At 39.3% G+C, this 24280-nt stretch carries 20 protein-coding genes and 1 pseudogene; 10 read left to right on the top strand and 11 right to left on the bottom strand.

The features are described 5' to 3' along the window. The first annotated feature begins 24 nt into the window (after positions 1–24). The 5 genes from ACYVHJ_RS12210 (at position 25) to ACYVHJ_RS12190 (ending at position 2547) form a co-directional block, all read left to right on the top strand. Positions 25–279 carry a hypothetical protein gene (locus ACYVHJ_RS12210; protein WP_460515133.1) on the top strand — a complete coding sequence of 85 codons (255 nt, stop codon included), beginning with the start codon at positions 25–27 and terminating at the stop codon, positions 277–279. 128 nt (positions 280–407) lie between these two features. Next, complete coding sequence (locus ACYVHJ_RS12205; RefSeq protein WP_460515131.1) at positions 408–692, top strand: rhodanese-like domain-containing protein; 285 nt, start codon at positions 408–410, stop codon at positions 690–692. Positions 693–696: 4 nt separating this feature from the next. Continuing rightward, entirely contained in the window at positions 697–1011 is a 315-nt protein-coding gene (locus tag ACYVHJ_RS12200; RefSeq protein WP_460515129.1) for a rhodanese-like domain-containing protein, read from the top strand. A 26-nt stretch (positions 1012–1037) separates the two neighbouring features. Next, positions 1038–1514, top strand: a complete 477-nt coding sequence (locus ACYVHJ_RS12195; protein ID WP_339905407.1) for a Dps family protein — start codon at positions 1038–1040, stop codon at positions 1512–1514. Between the two features lie 280 nt (positions 1515–1794). Then, positions 1795–2547 (top strand): AAC(3) family N-acetyltransferase, encoded by a 753-nt coding sequence (locus ACYVHJ_RS12190; protein WP_339905406.1) that lies wholly within the window; start codon positions 1795–1797, stop codon positions 2545–2547. On the opposite strand, the gene ACYVHJ_RS12185 is transcribed toward ACYVHJ_RS12190, so the two are convergent. Then, a complete protein-coding gene (locus ACYVHJ_RS12185; protein WP_460515126.1) occupies positions 2548–3045 on the bottom strand; it encodes an amidohydrolase family protein in 498 nt (165 codons plus the stop codon). 78 nt (positions 3046–3123) lie between these two features. After that, entirely contained in the window at positions 3124–5829 is a 2706-nt protein-coding gene (locus tag ACYVHJ_RS12180; RefSeq protein ID WP_460515124.1) for an amidohydrolase family protein, read from the bottom strand. Positions 5830–5928: 99 nt separating this feature from the next. Here ACYVHJ_RS12180 and ACYVHJ_RS12175 point away from each other — a divergent pair. After that, a pseudogene (locus ACYVHJ_RS12175) lies at positions 5929–6300 on the top strand (NAD-dependent epimerase/dehydratase family protein); the annotation flags it as partial. An 851-nt stretch (positions 6301–7151) separates the two neighbouring features. On the opposite strand, the gene ACYVHJ_RS12170 reads toward ACYVHJ_RS12175, so the two are convergent. The 5 genes from ACYVHJ_RS12170 to ACYVHJ_RS12150 form a co-directional block, all read right to left on the bottom strand. Next, positions 7152–7295 carry a hypothetical protein gene (locus tag ACYVHJ_RS12170; protein WP_460515437.1) on the bottom strand — a complete coding sequence of 48 codons (144 nt, stop codon included), beginning with the start codon at positions 7293–7295 and terminating at the stop codon, positions 7152–7154. Between the two features lie 208 nt (positions 7296–7503). Next, positions 7504–8862, bottom strand: coding sequence for a Gfo/Idh/MocA family protein (locus ACYVHJ_RS12165; RefSeq protein WP_460515122.1), 1359 nt, complete (start codon positions 8860–8862; stop codon positions 7504–7506). Between the two features lie 47 nt (positions 8863–8909). Continuing rightward, positions 8910–10076: a mannonate dehydratase gene (gene uxuA, locus ACYVHJ_RS12160; RefSeq protein WP_460515435.1), complete on the bottom strand. Its 1167-nt coding sequence runs from the start codon at positions 10074–10076 to the stop codon at positions 8910–8912. A 23-nt stretch (positions 10077–10099) separates the two neighbouring features. Then, positions 10100–10915: an SDR family oxidoreductase gene (locus ACYVHJ_RS12155; RefSeq protein WP_460515120.1), complete on the bottom strand. Its 816-nt coding sequence runs from the start codon at positions 10913–10915 to the stop codon at positions 10100–10102. A 26-nt stretch (positions 10916–10941) separates the two neighbouring features. Then, positions 10942–12588, bottom strand: coding sequence for a UxaA family hydrolase (locus ACYVHJ_RS12150; protein WP_460515118.1), 1647 nt, complete (start codon positions 12586–12588; stop codon positions 10942–10944). 382 nt (positions 12589–12970) lie between these two features. Between ACYVHJ_RS12150 and ACYVHJ_RS12145 the strand changes: the two genes are divergently transcribed. The 4 genes from ACYVHJ_RS12145 to ACYVHJ_RS12130 all read left to right on the top strand — a co-directional run bounded on the left by ACYVHJ_RS12145 (position 12971) and on the right by ACYVHJ_RS12130 (position 17448). Further along, complete coding sequence (locus ACYVHJ_RS12145) at positions 12971–13966, top strand: TRAP transporter substrate-binding protein (RefSeq protein ID WP_339905459.1); 996 nt, start codon at positions 12971–12973, stop codon at positions 13964–13966. Between the two features lie 3 nt (positions 13967–13969). Further along, positions 13970–14458, top strand: a complete 489-nt coding sequence (locus tag ACYVHJ_RS12140; protein ID WP_303614194.1) for a TRAP transporter small permease — start codon at positions 13970–13972, stop codon at positions 14456–14458. A 3-nt stretch (positions 14459–14461) separates the two neighbouring features. Continuing rightward, positions 14462–15760 (top strand): TRAP transporter large permease, encoded by a 1299-nt coding sequence (locus ACYVHJ_RS12135; RefSeq protein ID WP_339905461.1) that lies wholly within the window; start codon positions 14462–14464, stop codon positions 15758–15760. Between the two features lie 410 nt (positions 15761–16170). Beyond that, on the top strand, positions 16171–17448 hold the full coding sequence (locus ACYVHJ_RS12130; RefSeq protein WP_460515114.1) for a polysaccharide pyruvyl transferase family protein: 1278 nt from the start codon (positions 16171–16173) through the stop codon (positions 17446–17448). A 249-nt stretch (positions 17449–17697) separates the two neighbouring features. Here ACYVHJ_RS12130 and ACYVHJ_RS12125 read toward each other — a convergent pair whose 3' ends face one another. From ACYVHJ_RS12125 to ACYVHJ_RS12110, 4 genes are all read right to left on the bottom strand, one after another. After that, the gene (locus tag ACYVHJ_RS12125; protein WP_339903546.1) at positions 17698–17898 is read right to left on the bottom strand and encodes a helix-turn-helix transcriptional regulator; all 201 of its coding nucleotides are present in this window, start codon (positions 17896–17898) and stop codon (positions 17698–17700) included. Then, on the bottom strand, positions 17895–18302 hold the full coding sequence (locus tag ACYVHJ_RS12120; RefSeq protein WP_339903547.1) for a hypothetical protein: 408 nt from the start codon (positions 18300–18302) through the stop codon (positions 17895–17897). Before ACYVHJ_RS12120 ends, ACYVHJ_RS12125 begins: the two co-directional genes overlap by 4 nt. A 416-nt stretch (positions 18303–18718) precedes the next feature. Then, complete coding sequence (locus ACYVHJ_RS12115) at positions 18719–20563, bottom strand: RagB/SusD family nutrient uptake outer membrane protein (protein WP_460515111.1); 1845 nt, start codon at positions 20561–20563, stop codon at positions 18719–18721. A 24-nt stretch (positions 20564–20587) separates the two neighbouring features. Next, on the bottom strand, positions 20588–23710 hold the full coding sequence (locus ACYVHJ_RS12110; RefSeq protein WP_460515109.1) for a SusC/RagA family TonB-linked outer membrane protein: 3123 nt from the start codon (positions 23708–23710) through the stop codon (positions 20588–20590). Between the last annotated feature and the right edge of the window lie 570 nt (positions 23711–24280).

Below are 24280 nucleotides of genomic sequence, written 5' to 3'. Positions count from 1 at the left end.
CCAGGCAAACTAACCGGAAAACCAATGGAAACCTTTCAAAACTTAATCAAAACCAACTTATCTGAGAGAAGGGTTTTAGGCCTATTTATATTGACAAATGCTGTCTATATTTTCATGCTTACCATTACAATTCCGCAAACCATGGCATTTTCCGGAGGTATGGATTTGTTAGACATGATGCTTTTAATTGCTTATGTAACAAAAGTCCCTGAAAAAGGAGTCAAGATTTTGCACCTTTACAATATCAAACAGAGACAGGATTTTGTTTTGATAGGATAGGTATTAAAATTAATATATTCTGACCTATTTTATTCATTAGTATAAATTCAAGTGAGGTTATGCCTTTGGGCGCAATTTTTCGCAAGTCTAGGTTGTTATTAATTATAGGTATTTAAACTTGAGTTAAAATGGATTTTAAAAAGTTAATTAAAGAAAATAGAGGAACAATAGTAGACGTTAGAACCCCAGTTGAATTTAGTGGTGGCAATGCAGAGGGTTCAATTAACATCCCCTTACAAGAGCTTGAAAGCAGAAAAGAGGAACTTAAATCAATGAAACAACCCTTAATATTATGTTGTGCAAGTGGGGGAAGAAGTGGACAAGCCACCCAATACTTAACAAATCAGGGAGTAGATTGTTACAATGGTGGGTCCTGGTTAGATGTTAATTATTATCAAACTCAAACGGCTTAAAATAATGTTAAATACCATCAAACAAATATTTGGTTTAGGACCTAAAGCTAATTTTTCCGATTTAATGAAAAACGGTGCTATAATCATAGACGTTCGGACTAAAAATGAATTTCAAGGTGGACACATTAAAAAATCTACCAATATTCCTTTGGATACATTAGTGAGTAATCTGAGTAAGTTAAAAGATACAAACCAGCCCATAATTACTTGTTGTGCAAGTGGTATGAGAAGTGCTTCAGCCAAAAGAATACTGAAAGGAAAGGGATTCAAAGAAGTGTATAATGGAGGGGCATGGAACAGTTTACAAAGTAAAATTTAGTATTAATTTTTAAATAATAAACCAAAATGAAAAACACGAATCAAATTGGACTTGATGTTGCTAAGAGTAAATCCCTTGCTGAAGGGCTTAACAATTTACTTGCGGATTATATGATATTTTATCAAAACACCAGAGGGCTACATTGGAACATTAAAGGTGAGAAGTTTTTTGAACTGCATATGAAGTATGAAGAATTGTACAATGATCTATTGGTTAAGGTAGATGAAGTAGCAGAGAGAATACTTACACTGGGTGCAACTCCGCTTCATACTTTTGATGATTATAAAAAGGTAGCTAAAATCAAAAGTGTTAGCAATGTTTCTGATGGTAATGAAGGTGTGCAAAGCATATTGGGAGCATTTGAAACCATCATATTAAGACAGCGTGAATTACTGGCTATTTCTGCCGATGCAGAAGATGAAGGTACCAATGCCTTGATGAGTGATTATATTAGCGAGCAAGAAAAATTGGTTTGGATGTACTCATCCTTCTTAAATAAATAAACCATTCATAAGTAAGAGCGTTGATTTTCCTATCGAAAGGAAAATCAGGATTACTATAAATTAAATAAAAGCTTCCCTACTTTTGCTTTTAAGCAAAATCGGGAAGCTTTTTGATTGATATCAGTTCCTATTTTAAACCTTATAACGTTGATTAATAATAAAACCCTATCCCTGTTTAGGTTAAATTTCAATCAAAATAGTTAACTTTTTTGCATAAATATTTTGTCCACCATATTGGGTACAGTGAAAATGGACTTGATTTGGTTTTTTAATGTTGCTTATGAATAATATTGTGAAGCAAATAAGAAAGGATTTATCCTTATTAGGAATAAAAAAAGGAGATCATGTACTGGTACATGCTTCCCTTAATTCCATTGGTAAGTTTCCGGATAGGGCCAATATTTTTGTTCAGACTTTCATCGAGCATATAGGAGAGGAGGGAACCCTTCTAATGCCTAGTTTATCCTACAAAACCGTGAATAAAGCACAGCCTGTTTTTAATGAACTGAACACAGTGTCCTGTGTCGGGGCACTGACAGAGTTCTTTAGAACATATCCGGGTGTAAAAAGAAGTATTCATCCAACCCATTCGGTTTGTGGAATCGGAGCTAAAGCAACTTTTCTTTTAAAAGATCATTTTATGGATGAAACACCCTGCGGCCCCTATTCACCTTTTGCCAGACTACCTCTTATTGGAGGGAAAGTCTTGTTCTTGGGTTGTGGTACGAGACCCAATACTTCCATGCATGCAGTAGAAGAGAAAATCATTCCACCCTATTTATTTGGAGAAAAAGTAAACCATATTTTGCAATTTGCTGACGGGAAATCGATCCAGAAAACTTATCAAAGACATGGGTTTAAAGGCTACGAGCAGCGTTATGATCGACTGTTGAATGTGCTTGAGCCTGCAGAGTATAGAACAGGCAAGATCTTGGAAGCCAAAAGCATTGTAATGTTGGCCTCGGCCATATGGGAAAAAGGGGTCAAATATTTGAAACAAGACCCCTTTTATTTTATAGATAAAGCCAATTAATTATTGGCTCGTGTGTGCATGGCAACCACAACCACTCTGCATATATGTTCGTATGCTTTCATGCCAGGGGAAAGCTTCATGAAAAAGGCTGTTTTCCCAATAGAAAGGCTTACGCTTTTTTGCTTTATGGCCTATTTCATCCATGGTGTCTGCCTTATAAAGCCTTCCATTAATCATGGTATGTGAAATAGAATTGGAGTTTTGGATGTCCTCCAGTGGGTTTTTGTCCATAATAATAAGGTCGGCTAATTTCCCGGCTTTGATGGAGCCAATGTCTTTATCCATTCCGATATAAGCTGCTCCATTTATGGTGGCCGCTTTTAAAGCTTCATGATTTGACATTCCTCCTTGTACCAGACTCCAAAGCTCCCAATGTGCGCCCAACCCTTGCAATTGGCCATGGGCTCCTAAGTTTACTTTGACGCCATTTTTTGCAAGTGAATGGACCTGCTTGGAAGTTAGTATATGGCCATTTTCATATTCGGCATCCGGAGCCATGGTTCGATGGCGCGAGCGAGCGTCAACTAGTCCTCTTGGAGTAAAGCGCAGAAGTTTTTCATCTTCCCAAACATTCGACTATTGGTACCAATAATTTTCCCCATTGAGACCTCCATAATTTACAATTAGAGTAGGTGTATATGCCACCTTAGTTCTTTTCCAAAATTCTATTACATCCTTGTAGACCGGAGCAATTGGAATATTGTGTTCTATACCCGTGTGCCCATCTTGCACCATTGATAAGTTGTGGAATAAGGTAGAGCCTCCTTCAGGGACCACGTTGACCCCCAATTCTCTGGCAGCTTGCAGCACCTGCTGTCGTTGGTCTCTTCTTGGCTGATTATAGGATTTGACAGAGGTAGCGCCAAATGCCCTTGTGCGCCGAATGGAAGATTTAGCATCCGCTAACTTATTGATAACAGCCTTAAAATCACCGTCTGCACCATATAAAATAAATCCTGTACTGAATACTCTTGGCCCTACTAATTGGCCACTTTTGATCATTTCAGCCAATGTAAATACCGTTTCACTATTGGCAGAGGGATCATGAGAAGTAGTGACACCATAGGCAAGGTTGGCGTACAATTGCCAGTTTTGTTGGACCGTAAGCCCATCTCTGAAAGCACCAATATGGGCATGTGCATCCACCATGCCGGGCATAATGGTTTTGCCATTCATATCATAGACAAGTGCATTTTTAGGGATTTGGACTTCTCCATGTTTACCTACCGATAGGATTTCAGCTCCTTCAACTACCAAGGTTCCATCTGTAATTACTTCTTCTCCCTCCATGGTAATGATAGTAGCCCCAGTAAAAGCAATGCTCCCTTTGGGTTGATCTACTTTGGTGATAAGCCCTATTTCAAGACCTTCTTTTTCCATGTCAGTAGCTATTTCACCTTCTGCCAAGAAAGAAAATTTGTCGCTTAGATTTGAGCTGTAATACTTGTCTCCTAAAACCCAATGTACTGTTTCGCTATTCTCTGACCAATGCAGATACAATCCTGCATCTTTATCCAGTGTTTCCACCGGAACGAATTTACTATTGTTGTCAAGATTAACTGTTTGGCCATTAAGGACTAAAGGAGATACATAAGCTTTGTGCAGGTGTATAAAAGCTACCCATTTATTATCAGGGCTAGGAACCAATCGGTTACCATATTTAGAGGCAACGTGCGTTTGCTCATCTTGTCCGTTTAGGTCAATTGATTTTAAACTTTTTGTCAGGTTTCCAAAAAACTTACCTCCGGTTTGGAAGAAAATTCTTTTACCATCTTTAGTGAAGCTAGGGAAATCTCCCGAAACATTTAAAAATTTAGCTTTACTTGTATTTAGGTTTAAAAGGTACAGTCCGGGATTTTTAGTAAAGGTTCTTCCCTGATCCAGGTTTCCACCCTCTTTTCTGTAAACCAATGTTTTACCATCCGGTGAATAGCTTGGGTGTCTGTAAATTCCTTTTTCTGTTGTAAGAGGGGAAGTTTTCTTACTATTTAGGTCAATTTCCAAGATGGTACCTTTATTTATATCATTCCAGGTAACAAAAGCTATTTTTTTACCATCCGGAGAAAAAGAGGGTTCAGCTTCAAAATCTTCACCGCTGGTCAGCCTTTTAGGTTTTCCATTGGGTAATTTTTTTGTCCATATATAACCCAGTGCCCTAAAAACAATACTTTGACCATCAGGGGAGGTGCTCACATCCCTTATCATTTTAACGGAAAATTCTTCCCGCTCGATACGGTGATCAAAATGAACCCATTTGGCCAAGGGCATATTCACATCTACAGAAAAAGGAACAATGCTTTGGTATCGGGTAGAAGTGTTAATCCGATGGAGTTTACCTTTCGCCCAAATAACCAATTCTTCCCCCTCAGGCATCCAAGCAAATCCCGGATAAACGCCAAAGATGGCCCATGCGGTTTGCTGGTCTTTGTTCAGTTGGTCATAAACAGGCCATTCTTCACCTGTTTTCAAGTCATGAATATATAACACGGTCTTCGTTCTTACCCGCTTGATAAAGGCCAGCTTGCTTCCATCAGGCGAGATTTGTGGTCTAGCAGCCCCACCCGGGCCCCCGGTGATTGTTTTTATTTCCCCGGTTTGGAAATCATACCTTTTGATAACATATATTTGTCCATTGGGATCTCTGTTGTATTGAAAGCTTCCTCCCGGAGACATGTCTTCACTATAATACAAATACCTGCCATCGGAAGATATTGAGGGCTCGTTGACATCCTGCTGGTCATTTTTTCTTTTGGTTAGCTGCAAACCTGAACCTCCTGAAATGTGGTATTGCCACATTTCGCCGGCGCCTAAAGATCTTCCTGAGGTAAAATGTTTTCGAGCAACTAAAAAGTTTCCATCAGGCATCCAATCTGCATTGTTTAACAAACGAAAAGACTCCTTGGTTATTTGTTTGGCTTCAGATCCATCAGCTTTCATTATCCAAATATTGTCTCCCCCTCCGGCATCTGAGGTAAATGATATCCATTTGCCGTCCGGACTGAACCTAGGCTGCACTTCAAATGGCATTCCGGTTCTAAGGGCTTTTGCTTTACCGCCTTTGATTGGAATGGAATAAATATCCCCAAGTAGATCAAAAACTACCGTGCTACCATCCGGGCTAATATCTAGATTCATCCAGGTTCCCTCATCAATGGTGAAATTAATCCAGTCAAAATCCCAATCTCCATTTGGACGAGAAACATCCCAATCTGCCTCCTCTTGGGCCATTGCAGCCATTGGTAGGGTCAATGCCACCGCCAAGAATAGAAAAAACTTATGCATAACTATTGTTTTTTTTTATACTTAAAATAAGATAAAGGCAAAAATAGGAATAACTTAGAGAAGCACTAACAATTTAAGCTGGGACTAGTTGATATAAGTATGACTTTAGAAAGAAAGAAAGTTGTAGCCATAGCTGGAGCTACAGGATATATAGGCAGGTGGTTTATGGAAAGGTTCAAGGACCGTTACCATATTGTTGGCTTAAGTAGGAAAGAGGTAGTAGATAATCCTCAGCAAGAAATTGAATGGAGGCAAGTGGAATTGTACTCGATCTCCTCCACTACAGAGGCGCTAAAAGGTGTGGATTATGCCATTTATTTGGTACACTCTATGAACGCTACCACCAGGCTTAATCAAGGGAGTTTTGAGGATACGGACCTCCTTCTGGCAGATAATTTTGCTAGAGCTGCTTCGGCCAATTCGGTGGAGCAGATCATTTATTTGGGAGGCATATTGCCTAAAGGAGAACCTGAAGAAGAATGGTCTCAACATTTGAAAAGCCGTTTGGAGGTAGAACGAACATTATCTACTGGGTCAGCAGCGCTTACTGCCTTAAGGGCAAGTATAATTGTGGGTCCCGGAGGTTCCTCCTTTGATATGATCAAAAACCTGGTAAAAAAACTCCCAGTTATGATTTGCCCAAAATGGACCGAATCAAAGACTCAACCCATCTCACTTAGAGACACCCTTACCATTATTGATTCTTGTCTGGGAAATGAAGCGGTGTATGACAAAGCCATAGAAATAGGGAATCCTGAAGTGATGAGTTATAAGGAAATGCTGATCCGCACCTCAGTGGTAATGGGGAAAAAACGGATGATTTTTTCCGTTCCTTTCTTCTCCCCGGGGCTATCCAAACTTTGGGTAGGGTATTTTGGGGAAAGCCCTTCTCAATTGGTGTCTCCATTGGTGGAAAGCCTAAAGCATACCATGACAGTGTCGGATGAATTGTCTTTTAAGGCAGCTGATATTTCCTACCAAAGCTATGATGAAGCGGTAAAAATAGCCTTGGAAGCTAAGAAAGAGCCTGTTTTGCCACAGTTTAAATTGCTAAAAACGCAGAAAAACACAGTGCGAAGCATACAAAGGATGCCCAACCTACGTGGTAAAAGTGCTTTTTGGGCTGCAAATAGATATAAGGTTTGGTTGCCAACTTTTTTTAAATCAATAATTAAAGCCAAGGAAGATGAAAAAAAAGTGATAAGCTTTTATCTGTTTTCTATCAAAAAACCAATGCTTCAATTGTCATGGGTTAAGGACAGAAGTGATAAAAAGAGACAACTTTTTTACATTACCGGAGGCTACTTGGTGAGTAGGGCAAATTATGGTTGGCTGGAATTTAGAGAGGTTTTGGGAGGGAAATACATTATTTCGGCCATACATGAATTTGTTCCCAAGATCCCTTGGTTGATATATGTCAATACACAAGCAAGGTTGCACCTTTGGGTAATGAATAGGTATGCCAAATACCTTAATGCGGTGGGAAGTAGAAAAAAGGCCTCCAAATAATTAAGACAAGGAAGGATCTCAGTATTAATTAGGTTCAGATTCAAATCGAATTAGAGAATGACAGTATAATCCATTTCTTCGGAAGCAATTCTATAAAAAAAAAGCATAAAAAAATCCCTGAAATTTTTCAGGGATTTTAAATAATTATCAATTAAAATCAATGGGTTAGGCCTTAAGCTTTGGCTCCCAACCTTTTTCATATTCTCTTTTCCAAAGTGCTTTACCTTTTTTGCTGTTGGTGATGTGACCATTGGAAGAATCACAGGTAAGTACTTCTCCGGTTCTTGACGCGATATTGGCCAAGTGGCAAAGCAATACACTTTTTGCACCTTCATCAATAGGGCTATTTTGTGCGGCTTTTCCTCTGATCGCATCAAAGAAGTTAACCATATGCAAAGTGGACATGCTACCACCTCCACCTAGGGCAGTTCCGGCTTCCTTGCTTTCAGATGCACTGCTTTTGATTTCCTTTCCTCTTCGATCAAACATCTTGTATCCGCCTCTGTCCACATAAACAGATCCGTCTGTACCATAGATAATGGTTCCTCTTCCCGGTCCGTAGGTATTGTGCCCATTTCTACTTTTGCCATCCCACTGGATGGTTCTGTTATTGGAGAATTTGAAGACAGCATCCATAGTATCATACATGGTCCATCCATCATTAGGCCAATGGTATTTTCCTGAGTCCACAATTACTTTCTCAGGGAAGTCTACCCCCAATGCCCATCTGGCCACATCCAGCTCGTGAGTACCATTGTTTCCGGCTTCTGCTGTGCCATAATCCCAGCCATACCAGTGCCAATTATAATCCCAAGTTTCAGTAGTATATTCTCTTCTTGGTGCAGGCCCTTGGAACAATTCCCAATCTAATCCATTTGGAGGGCTGGCTTTCTTTTGTACAGGAACTTCACCTCTACCTGAATTATAAAAGGCAGTGGCTTTATAAACATTTCCTATTTCACCTGCATGAATAGCTTTGATTACTTCGATGCTTTCAGGAGAAGAACGTTGTTGGTTACCCATCTGAACCACCTTGTTGTAGTGTTTTTGGTAAGCTACCAATAACTCTCCTTCATAAGGGTTGTGACTACACGGTTTTTCAACATAAACGTGTTTTCCGGCCTCTAAAGCCAACCAGGTACCCGGCGCATGCCAGTGATCCGGAGTGGCATTGATCAATACGTCTACTTCTTTATCTTCCAATACTTTGAAAATACTATTTTCCAGTATTGGTTTATAATCAATGTGCTTTTCAAAGTTTTTAGCTGCCTTAACTCTTTGTGAAGGCATTACATCACAAAGATATTTAAGGTTTACATTGTTTGATTTTTGTCCAATAGGCTCGTAATAAGCACCTAACCTTCTACCTAATCCGGCAATAGCGATATTTAGCTTGTCATTTGCACCGATGATATTTCCATAGCTTTTTGCAGAAAAGCCTACAGCCCCTAAAGCGGAAATTCCCATAGTAGCCATAGCAGATTTTTTAATAAAATCTCTTCTGGAATCATTTGAATTATTCATAATTATTTTCAGGTTTGTTAAATTTTAAAGTTTACTATACTTGCAATTTACCGGTTTAATATACTTCTGGCAATGCCAATTTCTAAACCGCGAAGTTCTGCAAGTCCTTTTAACCTTCCTATGGCAGAATACCCAGGATTGGTTACCTTTCCAAGATCATCCAACATTTGATGGCCATGGTCCGGCCGCATAGGAAGTGATTTTCCTATTCTTTGCTGTAATTTTACGATTTCTTCAACCACATCGGCCATTGGGACATCTCCTTCCATATGGTTGGCTTCATAGAAGTTGCCTTCTTCATCACGTTGCGTACTTCTCAAATGGATAAAATGTATGTGCTCACCATATTTAGCCACCATTGCAGGCAAATCATTGTCAGCCCTTACTCCTAATGAACCGGTGCAAAATGTAAAGCCATTTAACGGGCTATTATTATTCGCCAAAATTCTATCGTAATCACTTGCTGTACTTACCACTCTTGGTAAGCCAAAAATAGGGAAGGGTGGATCATCAGGGTGAATACAAATTAGTACCTTATTCTCTTCTGCCACCGGAATAATTGCATCCAGAAACAAGTTGAGATTTTCCCCTAATTTATTAGCATCAATATCTTTATAGGTGTCCAATGCTTTTTGGAAGTCCTCAACTGAGTAACCCTCCTCAGCACCAGGTAAGCCCGCAATGATATTGTTTATCAGCTGTTGTTTATCATCCCCCGTCAAGGCATCAAAATAGGCTTTGGCTTTTTGTTGCATGCTCTCACTGTATTCTGCTTCGGCACCGGGTCGCTGGAGAATATGTAAGTCAAATGCAGCAATTGCTTTCATTTCAAAACGAAGGGCTTTGGCACCATTCTCCACCTCATAGGCAAGGTTGGTTCTTGTCCAATCCAAAATGGGCATAAAGTTATAACAGATGGTACCAATGCCTTCTGCAGCCAAATTTCGTATGCTTTCTTGATAGTTTTTGATATAGGTTTCAAAATTTCCTGATCGAGTTTTGATGTTCTCGTGTACAGGTACACTTTCCACCACTGACCAAGTCAATCCTGCCGCTTCAATGATATCTTTTCTTTCTTTGATGGCTTCCCTGGACCAGACTTCCCCATTTGGAATTTGATGCAAGGCGGTTACAATGCCTGTGGCACCTGACTGCCTGATGTCTGACAATTGTACCGGATCATTTGGACCATACCAGCGCATGGTCTGCTCCATATATATTGGTTGTTTCTTATCACTCATACTCCTGAATACGCGCTAAATCCCCCATCTATTTCTGTGATTGTTCCTGTCACAAATTTAGAGCCCTCGCTGCAAAGCCATTGCACCGCTCCAAAAAGTTCGTCAGGACTTCCAAATCGCCCCATAGGTGTATGGTCTATGATTTGATTACCACGTTGGGTGAGGCTTCCATCTTTATTGGTTAGCAAAGCTTCATTCTGGGCAGTCAAAAAGAAACCCGGAGCTACTGCATTCACACGTAACCCGGCGCCATATTTCCTGGCAAATTCTACTGACATCCATTTCGTCATATTATCTATGGCTGCTTTTGCTGAAGCATAGCCCATCACACGGGTCATAGGTCGGCTGGCGGCCATGGATGAGATGTTTATTATGGATGCTTTCTTGTTTTTTGTTAGTAAAGGCAAAAAGTTTTTGATCGGTAAAAATGTACCCATATAATTAAGGTCCATGATGGTTTTTACAGCATCAGAAGATAGATCTGTAAGCATTTGATCAGGCATTACCGTAGCTCCTGGCATGTTTCCTCCTGCCGCATTGATCAAAACATCTATTTGGTCAAACTCTTTCTCAAGCGCTTCTTTGACTTGGGACAAAGCTTTTTCGTCGGTTACATCTGCTATGGCCGGATAAGCATATCCTCCATCATCTTTAATTTCATTAACTAGCGCACTGACCTTTTCCTGATTTCTTCCGAGGATTACCATCTGTGCACCTTCTTGTGCCAGATGCTTGGCAATTGCTTTGCCTAAAACCCCGGTTCCACCGCTAATGATGATGACTTTGTTTTTTACTGAAAATAATTGGGACATTTTATATTTTGGTTATACTATTTAATTTAAAGAGATACGCCTCGTTTCCAAGGGATAAAATCATCCTGATTCAACAAAACGGCTTTAGCTTTAATGGTACCACTGGCCACTTTAATGATGTACTCCAATAGCTCATCTCCCATTTCAGGAATGGTTTTCTCTCCTGAAATAATTCCTCCGGTATTGACATCAATGATGTCTGACATTTTTTCAGAAAGCTTATGGTTGGAAGATACTTTAATCACCGGAGTAATGGGGTTTCCTGTAGGAGTGCCCAAGCCGGTTGTAAATAAAATGATATTGGCGCCGGAACCGGCCATGGCAGTGGTGCTTTCTACATCATTCCCCGGGGAGCATAGCAAACTGAGTCCGGGTTTAGTGACGATTTCGGTATAGTCAAGGATGTCAACGATGGGGGAGGTGCCTCCTTTTTTGGCAGCTCCGGCAGATTTTATCGCATCTGTAATCAAGCCATCTTTAATATTTCCCGGGCTGGGATTCATGTCAAAGCCTGAACCCACCGCTTCAGCTGAGGCAGCATAGGCACGCATCAAACGAACAAACTTCTCAGCATTCTCATCAGTCGTACACCTATTGATCAATTCTTGCTCTACACCACAAAGTTCGGGAAACTCTGAAAGGATGGTTTTACCTCCCAAGGCAGCCATTATATCAGATACCTGACCTAAGGATGGGTTGGCAGATATGCCTGAAAATCCGTCCGATCCTCCGCATTCTAACCCTATAGTCAATTGACTCAAAGGGGCAGGCTTTCTTTCCAGTTGGTCTGCTTCCGTCATGGCCAAGAAGGTGGACTGGATGGCTTTGGTAAGTAATTGAGGTTCCGTACCTTCTTCCTGTTGTTCTAAAATGATCACAGGTTTTTTGTAATCCGGATCGATATCGGCTAGTTTCTCTTTTAGTATTGCCGGTTGAGCATTTTGGCATCCCAAGCTTAGAATGGTAGCCCCTGCCACATTCGGATTGTTGATATAGCCGGCAATCAAAGCACAAAGCGCCTCGGAGTCTTGCCTTGTACCTCCACAACCACCGTTGTGGGTGAGAAATTTTATTCCATCAATATTTTTAAATAGCTTGTCTTCACCTGCTTGTTCCAGGGTTTCTACACCCACTTGTTCCAAACCTTCCTTGTCCCCTTTCAGGTAAAGCTGCTTCATTTGCTTAACAAAGGATTTGTAGGGATTAGGTTTAGCGAAACCTAATTCTTCTACAAAAGCTTGCTTCATGATTTCCACATTCCGGTTTTCACAGAACACCAAAGGTACTACCAGCCAATAATTGGCAGTCCCTACCTGTCCGTCAGGTCTATGGTAACCATCAAAAGTTCTGTCTTTCCATTTGCTTACATCTGGTGCATCCCACTTAAAATCTTTGCGTTTTCCTGTATAGGTAGCCGTTTGATGGGCCAAGTTAGCGGTAGTAATGACTTCTCCCGACGCTATCGGAGATAAGGCCTTTCCTACAATAATCCCGTACATATACACCTGCTCACCCTGATCCAGGTCGGAAATGGTGAATTTGTGTTTGGCAGAAACACTATTTTTTAATTTAATTTCATTGTTTTCAAATTGGATAATTTCTCCTTTTTTAAGGTCGGTTAAAGCAACCAAAACGTTGTCGTCAGGATGAATTCGTAAAACTTTATGCACCATTTCAATTATTTGATTATCTTGAGCAATCGATTGCACAATTTATAAATAAATTAAAAGAAAAGAGGCTCAGGGCTTCTTTTTTTTTAATTCCCCATTAATTTTGACAGTTAATTATTGGATTTTCAATTTTAATCCAGTTTGAAAAGTGTAGGGCACGGAAAGGTTGGTAATGACATGCATCGTAAACTTAGAAAAGTGCTTTTTGATAAAAAGGCTCGCTAAAACATTATTAGTCAGTGAATAGATAAATAGGTTGAAACGATTAACATTACCGTCTATATTATTAATAGGGAGATAATGTGCTTGAATTATTGTAATAAAAGTTAATTCACATAATTTTAAGAAGTAAAATAATAAAAACCCAAATAAGATTGCTATTCATATGCTGAAATCTAAAATGACAAATTTCCCAATCTACCTCAGTATGCTGTTCTTGGCGGCCCTACTGGTGAGCTGCTCAAAACCCGGAGGGGTTAGGGTATTAAAGCTCGGTCATGGATTGGATACCAGCCACCCTGTTCATGCGGCCATGCTCTATTTAGCAGAAAAAGCCGAAGAAAAATCCAATGGAAAAATGATTGTACAAGTTTATCCCAACCAACAATTAGGTACGGAAAGGGAACTTGTGGAGTTACTTCAAATAGGTAGCTTGGCCATGACAAAGGTATCTACTGCCGCTATGGAGGGATTTGCTCCTGAAATCAAAATATTGGGACAACCTTATTTATTCAAGGATGATGCCCAACAAGCTAGGGTATTGGAGGGTCCCATTGGGAAGCAGCTTTTGGCTGCCGGAGAGAAATACTGGTTGAAAGGCTTGTGTTTTTATGATGGTGGTAAACGAAGCTTTTATACCAAAGACAAACCGGTAATGGTTCCTCAAGACATAGAAGGATTGAAGATTAGGGTTATGGAAAGCCCCACTGCTGTAAATATGGTACAGAGTTTTGGTGGTTCTCCCACTCCCGTTTCCTTCGGTGAGCTTTATACGGCATTACAGCAAGGAATTGTGGATGGGGCAGAAAATAACCCGCCTAGCTTTGTAACTTCACGCCATTATGAAGTATGTAAGTACTATTCTTTGAATGAACATACGGCTATTCCAGATATGATGATCGTAAGTACCAAAGTTTGGGACCTGTTATCCGATGAGGAAAAAACATGGTTGCAAGAGGCTGCGGATGAATCGGCGGTTTACCAATACAAATTATGGGAGGAATCTGTTGCTGAGTCAATGAAGATTCTAGAGGAAGCCGGTGTGGAGGTTTTGTACCCAGACAAAGAGCCTTTTAGAAAAGAGGCAGAGAAGGTCTATGAATTGATGAAAGAATCGGATCCGGAAATGTATAAATTGGTACAAGAAATCAGAAAATATTAAGCGATGGTCAGTTTTAAATCAAAATTAGATAAAATTGTAGGGGTCATGCTTATGGTCATCATGGCTGTAATGGTGCTGAACGTAACCTGGCAGGTTTTTTCCAGGTATGTAATCCAATCTCCAAGTTCGTTTACAGATGAACTTTCAAGGTATTTATTGGTGTGGCTAGGCATGCTTGGTGCTGCTTACGTGGCAGGACAAGGCAATCACCTGGCGATCGATATACTGCCAACCAAACTTACAGGCGAAGCCAAAAGAAAATTATTGATGGTCATCAATGTGGTAATTATATTATTTGTAATTCCTGTGATGATCATGGGAGGGACCAACCTGGTTTATATAACTTTTATTTTGGAACAAAAATCCGCTACCCTTCAATTGCCATTGGCCTATGTATATATGATGATCCCTTTTTCAGGGTTATTGGTGCTTTTTTACCAACTGGTAGACCTTAAAATATTAATGAACCAAAAAGATTCCCAAAATAGCTAAACCATGGAAGAATATTTAAGCATACTTATACTGATTGTTAGTTTTATTATTCTGATGGGCATTGGGGTGCCCGTTGCTTGGGCCCTAGGCTTTTCAAGTTTTCTTACCCTTACGGTAACCATTGCCTCAGTTCCTTCTGCCACCACCATTGCCCAAAGAATGGGAGTGGGCTTGGATAGCTTTGCCCTACTTGCCATTCCGTTTTTTATTCTAGCAGGCGAAATAATGAACAAAGGAGGAATAGCCAATCGGCTCATTGATTTGGCCAAGGCCATGACAGGAAGACTTCCGGGTGGCTTATTGTACGTGAATGTAATCGCAGCCATGTTGTTTGGTGCCATTGCAGGATCTGCTGCTGCAGCTGCTTCTGCCATAGGTGGAATATTGGGCCCAAGAATGGAAAAAGAAGGTTATCCTAGAGAACTTGGTGCCTCAGTAAATATTACTGCCTCTACCACCGGTTTGATCATTCCTCCTTCCAATGTCCTAATCGTTTATTCTTTGGCTAGTGGAGGCGTTTCTATCGCCGCTTTATTTATCGCAGGTTATATCCCCGGCTTGTTAATAGGCATGTTTCTGATGATTACGGCAGCGATTTTTATCAAAAAGCACAAGCTTAAACCAGGTGAGCCCACTAGTATAAAAGAATTGGCTTCTAAGTTTTTAGCAGCGTTTCCAAGCTTAATGCTATTGGTAGTGGTGATTGGAGGGATCGTTATTGGTGTATTTACAGCTACAGAAGCCTCCGCAATTGCCGTTGTTTACACCTTGGTCTTGTCTTTTATTTATGGTGAAATAAAGTTAAAAAATCTTCCGGCCATCTTATTGAAAAGCTCAGAAACCACGGCCATAGTGATGTTACTTATCGCTACTTCAATGAGTATGTCTTGGGCAATGTCTAGCGAAAATATCCCTCAGTCAATAAGCTCAGCTTTATTGGCCTTAAGTGATAATAAGTTTGTAATATTAATAATGATTAATTTAATCTTACTCTTTGTTGGAACCTTTATGGACATGACTCCGGCAGTTTTGATCTTTACACCAATCTTTTTGCCTGCAGTGGTAACTTTGGGAATAGACCCTGTTCACTTTGGTATCATGATGGTGTTGAATTTATGTATTGGGGTTTGTACACCTCCAGTTGGTTCAGTATTATTTATAGGGGTAGGAGTGGCCAAAACAACCATCGCCAAAGTTTTCTTCCCCTTACTCCCCTTCTTTTTGGCCATGTTATTAGGGCTACTAATAATCACATTGGTGCCGGAGCTTACCCTTTGGTTGCCATCTGTGTTTGGTTTGTAAACATTTATTTCCATTAATATTTGGCTCCTCATCCATTTAGGTTGAGGAGTTTTTTTTGCCCCTACCAAGGAATATTTCTTTTCTATATTTATAATCTGAGTAAATACTTCCTAGATATGCCTACCTGATAAATTACAGTTTTTATTAAGTTTATTTCCAATCTTTTAGTTCTAAATTGGCAATAATAAAATCATTTCGGTATTTTAACTAACAATATTGAATAGTACTACGATAAGGTGCTAATTCGAATTTTATTCAGGTGCTTTAACGCTGATTTCAACCTGCATTAGGCAAGCCGGTTTAATCATAGTAATGCTGTGTATCAACTATTAATATGCTGATATTTTTGCGATTGCACTCATCTCAAACCCTAACTAATTGGGTTTTATATCTGGTCTCAAATAAGAAAAATGGAAAGAAGAAATGCTTTAAAAAATATTGGTGTCTTGTCCTCAGGGATGTTGATTACCGGAATCATCAATGCCCTAGGAAAAAGCAGCTCCGTGAATTCTACCAAAACGATCCTATTGGTTTCTGGTTGGCAGGATGTAAATATAGGAGACATCGCCCATACTCCGGGATTGATTCATGTTTTGAAAACATTTCTTCCTGACTATAAAATCATCTTGTGGAAAAAATCCCGCGGGGAAAAAGTAAAGGCGCTCCTCAAAAAAAACTTTCCGGATGTGAAAATTATCTACGGATCAGTTGCTAAAGATGGGACTGTGGAGGAAAAAGAGGTATTGAATGCTATAAATACCGCAGATATTATGATTCATGGTTCAGGTCCCTCTGTGGTAGGACAGGATTGCCTGGAAGTATGGATGAAGTATACTTCTAAGCCCTTTGGTATTTTTGGAACGACGATTCAGTCCATTTCTCTCTCTCTTAAAAGGGTGCTGAATGCCTCTCATTTTATATTCACCAGAGAAACAGCCTCCTTACAAGTTTTGGAGCAACACGGTCTTTCAGGGAACCTTATTTCTTTTGCTCCTGATGCTACCTTTTTCTTTAATCTCAGGGATGAGAAAAAAGGGCTTTCATTTTTAGAGGAACATCATTTGAAGGAAAAGGAATTTATATGTGTTATCCCCAGGTTAAGGTACACTCCTTATCACAAGATCAAGAAAGTCGATTGGTCTGCGGAGAAAATCAGAGAAGTGGAAACGACGAATGAGAAGTACAAAGAAGTGGACCATGGCAAATTGAGAATGGCCATGATTGAATGGGTTAGACAAACAGGAAAAAAGGTATTGGTTTGTCCTGAGATGACCTACCAGGTTGATATAATGGATGAGCTGTTGATTGATCCACTACCTGGGGATGTCAAAGCAAAGGTTATCAAACGGGAATATTGGTTGCCGGATGAGGCGGCATCCATTTATGCCAGAGCACATTCAGTGCTTAGTTTTGAATGCCATTCTCCTATTATTGCAGCAGCCAATGGTACGCCGATGTTCTATTTAAGACAGCCTGAAGATACAATTAAGGGACAGATGTATTATGACCTTGGCTTGGCAGATTGGGTGTTTGAAATAGAAGAATCGGAAGGGGAACAAATAGCTTCCAAACTGATGGAAATTTGGAAGGATTACAAGGGTGCAGAGTGCAAATTGGCTGAGGCCATGGATAAAGTAGACACCATTTATAAAGTTGCTTCCAAGCAAATCGAAACAGTAACTATTTAATCGAGTAATCGGCGCTATTCCAAAGGCCAAAGAAGTCGTTTAAATCAGCTGGGAAGGGATTCTTTCACCAGCTGATTCAACTTGAAAAATGAAATAGGTCTTCTGCTATTTTCTGAAATCGATTCAAAATCAGCCACTTCCTTGCTTTTTTTAACATGGATACTATGGTAAAATCTCAAAACAGCAGATTTTATTCTGGTAGTAACCCTTTCTAAGCTAGCTCTTGAAATCCTATTGCATTATTCGTTTTCAATCTTCTCTTTCATCATCAAATATTTCTTCGATTGTGCAATCAAAAAGTTTGGCAATGCGGAAGGCAAGTGGGAGGCTAGGATCAAATTTCCCCTTTTCTATGGCATTGATGGTTTGACGGGATACAGCCAAGCTGTCTGCTAGATCTGCTTGTGTCCAATTTTTTTGAGCACGTAGGACTTTCAGGTTATTTTTCATTGGTATCTCTTTTTACCTATTGCAATGGCAACCATATAAGTGAGACTAATGGCAATGACCAAAAATGAAATTTCAGCATCGAAAGGAATTAAATTGGTATTGTCCATAAGGTTAAATGAAATTCCTCCAAATACCCCTACTCCTAATGCAATGCCCATGGCTTCCAGTTGGATTTGTTTTTGCAATTCATCAAGAGATTTAAGAAATCGAATGTTTGCCATTAACACGCCTCCGGCGAAAAACAGATTGACCAAAAAGCCTATCCAAGTAAATAGGGGATTTTCATCCCACAAAAATGGGTGTCCAAAGGTTACCAAAGCGAGGGTAATTAACCAAAAACTTGTCCAAACTGCTAAATTTTTGGTGATCTGTTTGCGATTATTATTCCAATTTTGAGTTTCCATATTTTAATTATTGTGTAAAACAAACTTTACACAAAGGTAAGTGTAATTTTCATAATGTCAAGGTTATTTTACATTTAGTTTTTATATTATAAAAAAGCCGAAAATAAAAGAGGGTATTTAATAACCTGAGATTGACTTATAATTATGAAAAAAATGTCATCAGTAGTTTGAGAGAGTAGAGGAAGCATTGGGAATTCCTATAAAAACGAGACTGCTTCACCATTACCTACTAATAAGGCTTCTCAGTGACCATGTAGCCGTTTTCGAAGGCAATTTAAATCGACTGGGGTTAGTTGTAATTTTGGGAAAGCATTCATTTTATTTGGTAGGGAAATTAAAATAGGAGCCTGCATTTAATAAAAAAGCCCGGCTAACTTAGAAGTAACCGGGCTTTTATCTTATAGGTATCTCAAATTTTACTCACTTGAGCTTTCTTCGATAGTAGTCAGTGGTGGTACATTGTTCTCATAACCTGCATACCCTTTGTTTTGGTTAATTATTCCTTGCGTATTACTATTTATAGCAGGAGCAGGAATAGGCCAAAGTACATGGTAAGGGCTATAAGTATAGGTGTCCCCGTGTCTGGTAAAGACCCCTTTATTGTAATAATCTGTAACAGACATAATTCTATCATATAAAAAGTTGTCTTCAGAAAAATTATCCAAGGAATAGGTTTTTCCGTTATAAGCTTCTTTACCCGTACTAGCAAAAATAAATGCCATTCTTGTGAGTTCCGTTTTTCTAGGCTCTTCATAATACAATTCCCTGGCTCTTTCATCTAGGATTGTTCCTATATTCATTTTTTCAGGCCCATAAGGAGCTGCACCTGCACGAGTTCTTACGGCGTTCAGGTCATTGGCAGCATTAGCTAAATCTCCTTTCCAAACATAAGCTTCGGCTCTTAGAAGGTAAGTTTCGGCCAACCTAAAAATATACCAATCACTATGTCCACCTGCTGGTCGGATATTTTGAGGTTCTGGGATAAATAGTTTATAGTGTGGCCAAGAAAACCAACTTCTAATGGTATCCACCACCAGTACTGTCCCTTCCTCATTTCTAAATTGTAGAGGTTCCCCATAGTAATCATCAACTCCTTTTAAATCCGGGTTGTTGTACACCATATCTGTCATGTCCATCCAATTTCCAGGGGCATGCCTCAGGTCATTTTCATCATCCCAGATCATGCTTTGATGATACCAAGTCCCTCTTAATCTTCCTATACCCCTTCCATATTTACTGACTTGGTCTATTTCGATTCCGGGTTGGTCAATTGTTCCTCGGTTACCATTAGGGGTGTTTATATTGGTTATCCAAAACGGAACACCTTGACGCATCGAAGACATGCCTCCCGAATTTCCTTCAGTATCGATCCTATCCATCACCATTAAAATGGCTTCAGTATTTACGTTGGCTGATTTGTTCTCAGGACGATGCAGGTCCCAAATTAAATTTTTGTCAGGATCATTTCCTGTAGAACCAAATCTATCCGTCATTAAAGCATGGGTACCTCCATCAATTAATCTGGAAGCCGAGGCAATTGCGTCATCAAACTCACCTAAGGCAAGGTTTACTTTAGTAAGAAGGTGCTGAATGGCTCCTTTGGGAACTTGACCTTTATCCATTATTGCGGGTACCCAAGGTTCCGCCCACTCTAAATCTTCCTTGATTTTGCGAAGGATTACTTCTCTTTTGGTAGAATAAAAATCCAACCTTGGTTCAAGTATTTCTTCAAGAATTAATGGCACATCTCCAAATTGATTGGTAAGCCTATAGTATCTTAAGGCCCTATGAAAATAGGCAGTACCTAAAATATGATTTCTTTCATCTTCTGATTCATAATCTGTGGGATCATCAATTCTAGAAATGACGGTATTGGCATATTTGATACCTTTAAATCCTTCATACCAATACCAGCCAATTCTATTGTAATTCGCTGAATTAAGGTTAGCATCAGGGGTTATCAGAAGATTCATGTCCTGGGCAGGCCCGGATTTATCTGTAGTACCTTCCACAGCCACCTCGGTAAAGATATGCTCGGTCAGGATCGGAGGACCATCCCCTGTATATTCATGTCTCATGTTTCGTTCACATGCCACCAAGGCACTCCAAAGCCCACTGGAAGAATTGAATGTATTTTCAGGTGCGTAAAAAGATAGGGGTTTTGGTTCGAGCCAACCCTCATCACAGGAACTTGTGCCAAGCATTAAACCAGTGGCCATAAGCCCTAGGTAAAATTTCAGTTTTTTTATTTTTAGATTCATAATTTCAGTCGTTAATAGTAGGTTTTACAAAGTTAAATCAATTCCAAGGGTAAAAATTCTTGGTGTGGGTCCGGCTGATTCAGGATCCCAAAAATTAAACTCTGTAGCATAAAAACCTACATTTCTCACATTCATATAAAATCGTAGGTTTTCTATTTTAGCCCTCTCCACAATCTCACGAGGGACTGTATAAGCTAAGGAAATATTCTCTAGACGAACAAAAGACCTACTTTGATACACATTAAAGCCACCTGCTCCTCCTTCACTTGAATAAAGTCTCGCCCATTCATTATTTGGGTTTTCCTCTGTCCAATAGGGCAGAATATAAGAGTTAGATCGGTCAAGAAATCCCTGCCTATTCTTTCTTTGGTTGAAAGTACCCATATGCCCTAAATAGGCATACATCATAAAGGAAACATCAAAGTTTTTCCAAACTTTAAATTCATTTCTTAAACTCCATCTGGAGCGGGGTTCAGTAAAGCCTAAAAATTGTCTATCTGCATTGGTATAAAGACCATCTTCATTTACATCTTCAATCTTAAAATCTCCGGGTTTCACGCCATAATCTGCCGCTTGGTCAGCTTCAGGGGTTTGCCAAATTCCATCTGTTTTATAATCCCATATTGCATCTATTGGATGATCAATAAACCAACGGTTTCCAATATCATCTAACTCTTCTCCATTTTCGTCTAAATCTCCATAAAGACTAACGATCTTGTTGCGGTTCATCTGGAAATTGAGGTTTGCTCTCCAGGTAAGGTTTGATCTTTGTAATAACTGGCTATTTAAACTTACTTCAAAACCACGGTTTCTTACTTCCCCTAAATTGTCATATACAAAATTAAAACCAAGTATATCTGGGAGAGACCTTTGAACCAATAGGTCTGTCGTAGACATGTCATAGACTTCTATAGTACCGTCTAAAATGCTATTGAACAAAGAAAAGTCAAGCCCAAGATTTGTGGAGGTGGTTTTCTCCCATTTTAAATTGGAGTTCTGCATCGTGTTTACATACAATTGACTCACAAAATACAATTCTCCACTAGGTCTTTGGTAAAAATACTTTCCGGTTTGTAAATCTGAAAGAGCGGCATACCTACCGATATCTCTGTTACCATTGACACCCCAGGAAGCCCTTAATTTACCGTAGTCTAGCCATGGGATATTAACAAAGTCTTCATCCGTAAATACCCAGCCAAAAGCCGCCGAGGTGAAAGTAGCCCTAGGGTTACTTTGACCAAAGGCAGAATATCCATCTCTCCTTACTGAAAGCGTAGTGATATATTTATCAGATAAAGTATAAATTAACCTGCCCATAAGCGCATCTGCTGTATGGTATTGGTCATTACTGGAAATAATAGCATTGATACCAGCACCAATGTTATGATAACCTAGTCGGTCATGAGGTTCAAAACCCACATTGGTCATAGTATTGTCCCAACTTTGAAATTTTTCTGCGTTGGCAAGAAGGGTAACATCAAAATTGTGCTTGTTGTTAAAGTTTTTATTCCAGCTTAAGATGTTATCTACTTGCCAGAAATAAACTTTTCTTTGTTGCCTGCTTGCTCTGCCACCCATGTTTTCAAAGCTCTGATGGGCTGCCATCTCATGGTTGTATCGTTCGTAAAATTCATACCGAGGAGTGAAATTCGTTCTGAACTTTATTCCGAAGGGCAATTCTATTGCGGCAAACAAAGTAGCATTGATTGTGGTTTCTTTTTGTAACCTGTCTGTATATTGGGGTGTATAATAGGGGTGTCTCCCACCACTTCCTTCTTCATTTGGCATAAACCTGAGACTCTCTCCATCTTCTAAAAATGGCTCGGCCCAAGGAGATAAGTTTGTCATGTCTCCCCAGTTGACAGGTATTTGACTCTCATCTCTATCCGCAAACTGAGTGTTCATCCCCACTGTTAGCCAGTCATTCACATTCCCTTCGATATTGAATCTACTCCGGATAGTGGTAAACTTGTCACCTACTATAATTCCTTCATTATCAAGGTATCCCATGGACCAGTAATATTTGAAATTTTCGTTTCTAGCGGAAAGACTAACCGTATGATCTTGCCTCAATCCATTTTGAAACATCATATTGTACCAATTGACACTTTCTCCTAATTTATAATTGGCAATTTCAAGAGGTTGCATGTTCAATCGTTGTAACCAAACAGTTTCCGGATCTCCTTCCGAACCATCATAGGCCAGCCATGTGTCCAAAGAAATGTTATCCGGTAGCGTGTTGGGGTTGGAAAATCTATAAGGCTCAAAACCTCCTGCATTAATACTTTCCATTACATCCTGTCTCCAATCCAAGAATCCTTGAGGGCCATAAACAGGTTCATTTTTAGCCATGGTAGCCAACCCCCAGTTGGAATTAATTTTTATTTGGGTTTTACCTAAAGCCCCCTTTTTTGTATTAATTAAAACGACGCCATTAGCTGCTTTTGCGCCAAATACAGCTGCTGAACTTGCATCTTTTAAAACATCTATGCTTTCAATGTCATTGGGATTGATGTCCGATAGCTGTCCATAATAAATGGCTCCGTCCAATACTAAAAGAGGACTTGATCCTGCATTTAAAGAGGTTCTTCCACGAACCTCTAGACTTCCGCCTCCTTTTGCTGAAGTACTTAAACCTACATTTAGTCCGGCAATATTTCCTCTGAGCACATCCTGAATAGAATTCGGATTTTCATTTTCAAGTTTAGAGGCTGTTACGGAGGATACTGCACCGGTGAGGTCTCTCTTTCTAGCTGTACCATATCCGATAACTACTACTTCATCCAAAGATGCAGTGTCCATTACCAAGGTAATATTGATCTCAGATTGGTTGCCAACGGCAACAGTTTGAGACTCAAAGCCAACATAAGAAAAAGTCAATTGACCATCTTCCGGGGCATTGATGGTATAAGTTCCATCTATATCCGTTACAGTACCGGAACCTTGCCCTTCAATTAAAACAGTCACACCGGGGATTCCCTCACCAGTCTCGTCCGTAACACGTCCTGTGATCGTGACATCCGCCTCTATTTCACTTTTGGTTAGCGCTGCAGTATGCCCTACGGCAGTGTACAGTAATAAAAAACAGAGTAACAGAATTTTTAATTCTGATATTCTGAAAAATTGATTTTGTAATAAGTTTTTCATCTTTTTTGGGTTAGAGTTAAAAGAAAATTTTTCTTAGAGATATAGAATTTCATGTATTAATTCTATATATTATTCAATTATAATAAAACTAAATTGATTATGCAATCGGTTTCATTTCTTATTAAAATGATATACGTAACCAATTGATAAAAATAAATTCTGAGATTTAATAATATTTAAGAATATTACCTATTTTTTCACTAATTATATAGTTTTGTATGCATTAATAAATAAAGATATTTAATCATAAAAAAATACTAAATTATTATTTCATGAATATTAAAAATAAATTTAAATCACTAATAAGTTTAAAAATTTAAAATGAAATTATTATATAATAATAATATAGTTTAATAATTTAAATATTATGATTTTTTTTATTGTGATTTAAAAATCAAATTAGTGGCTTATTCTTTGAATGAGGCGGTGCTTTTTTGATTTTGTATCAAAGTTCGAACCTCCTAATAGGCATTGATTTGTAGCCAAGTTAAAGGGTGATTTTAATTGCAGTTCCAAGCCTACAAAAGGTTGCCCCTGAACAAAAACCTTTATTTTTTAATGGAAAATGTT

Source organism: Cyclobacterium sediminis (assembly GCF_054781075.1).
This window is presented reverse-complemented; position numbering and strand designations above follow the sequence as displayed.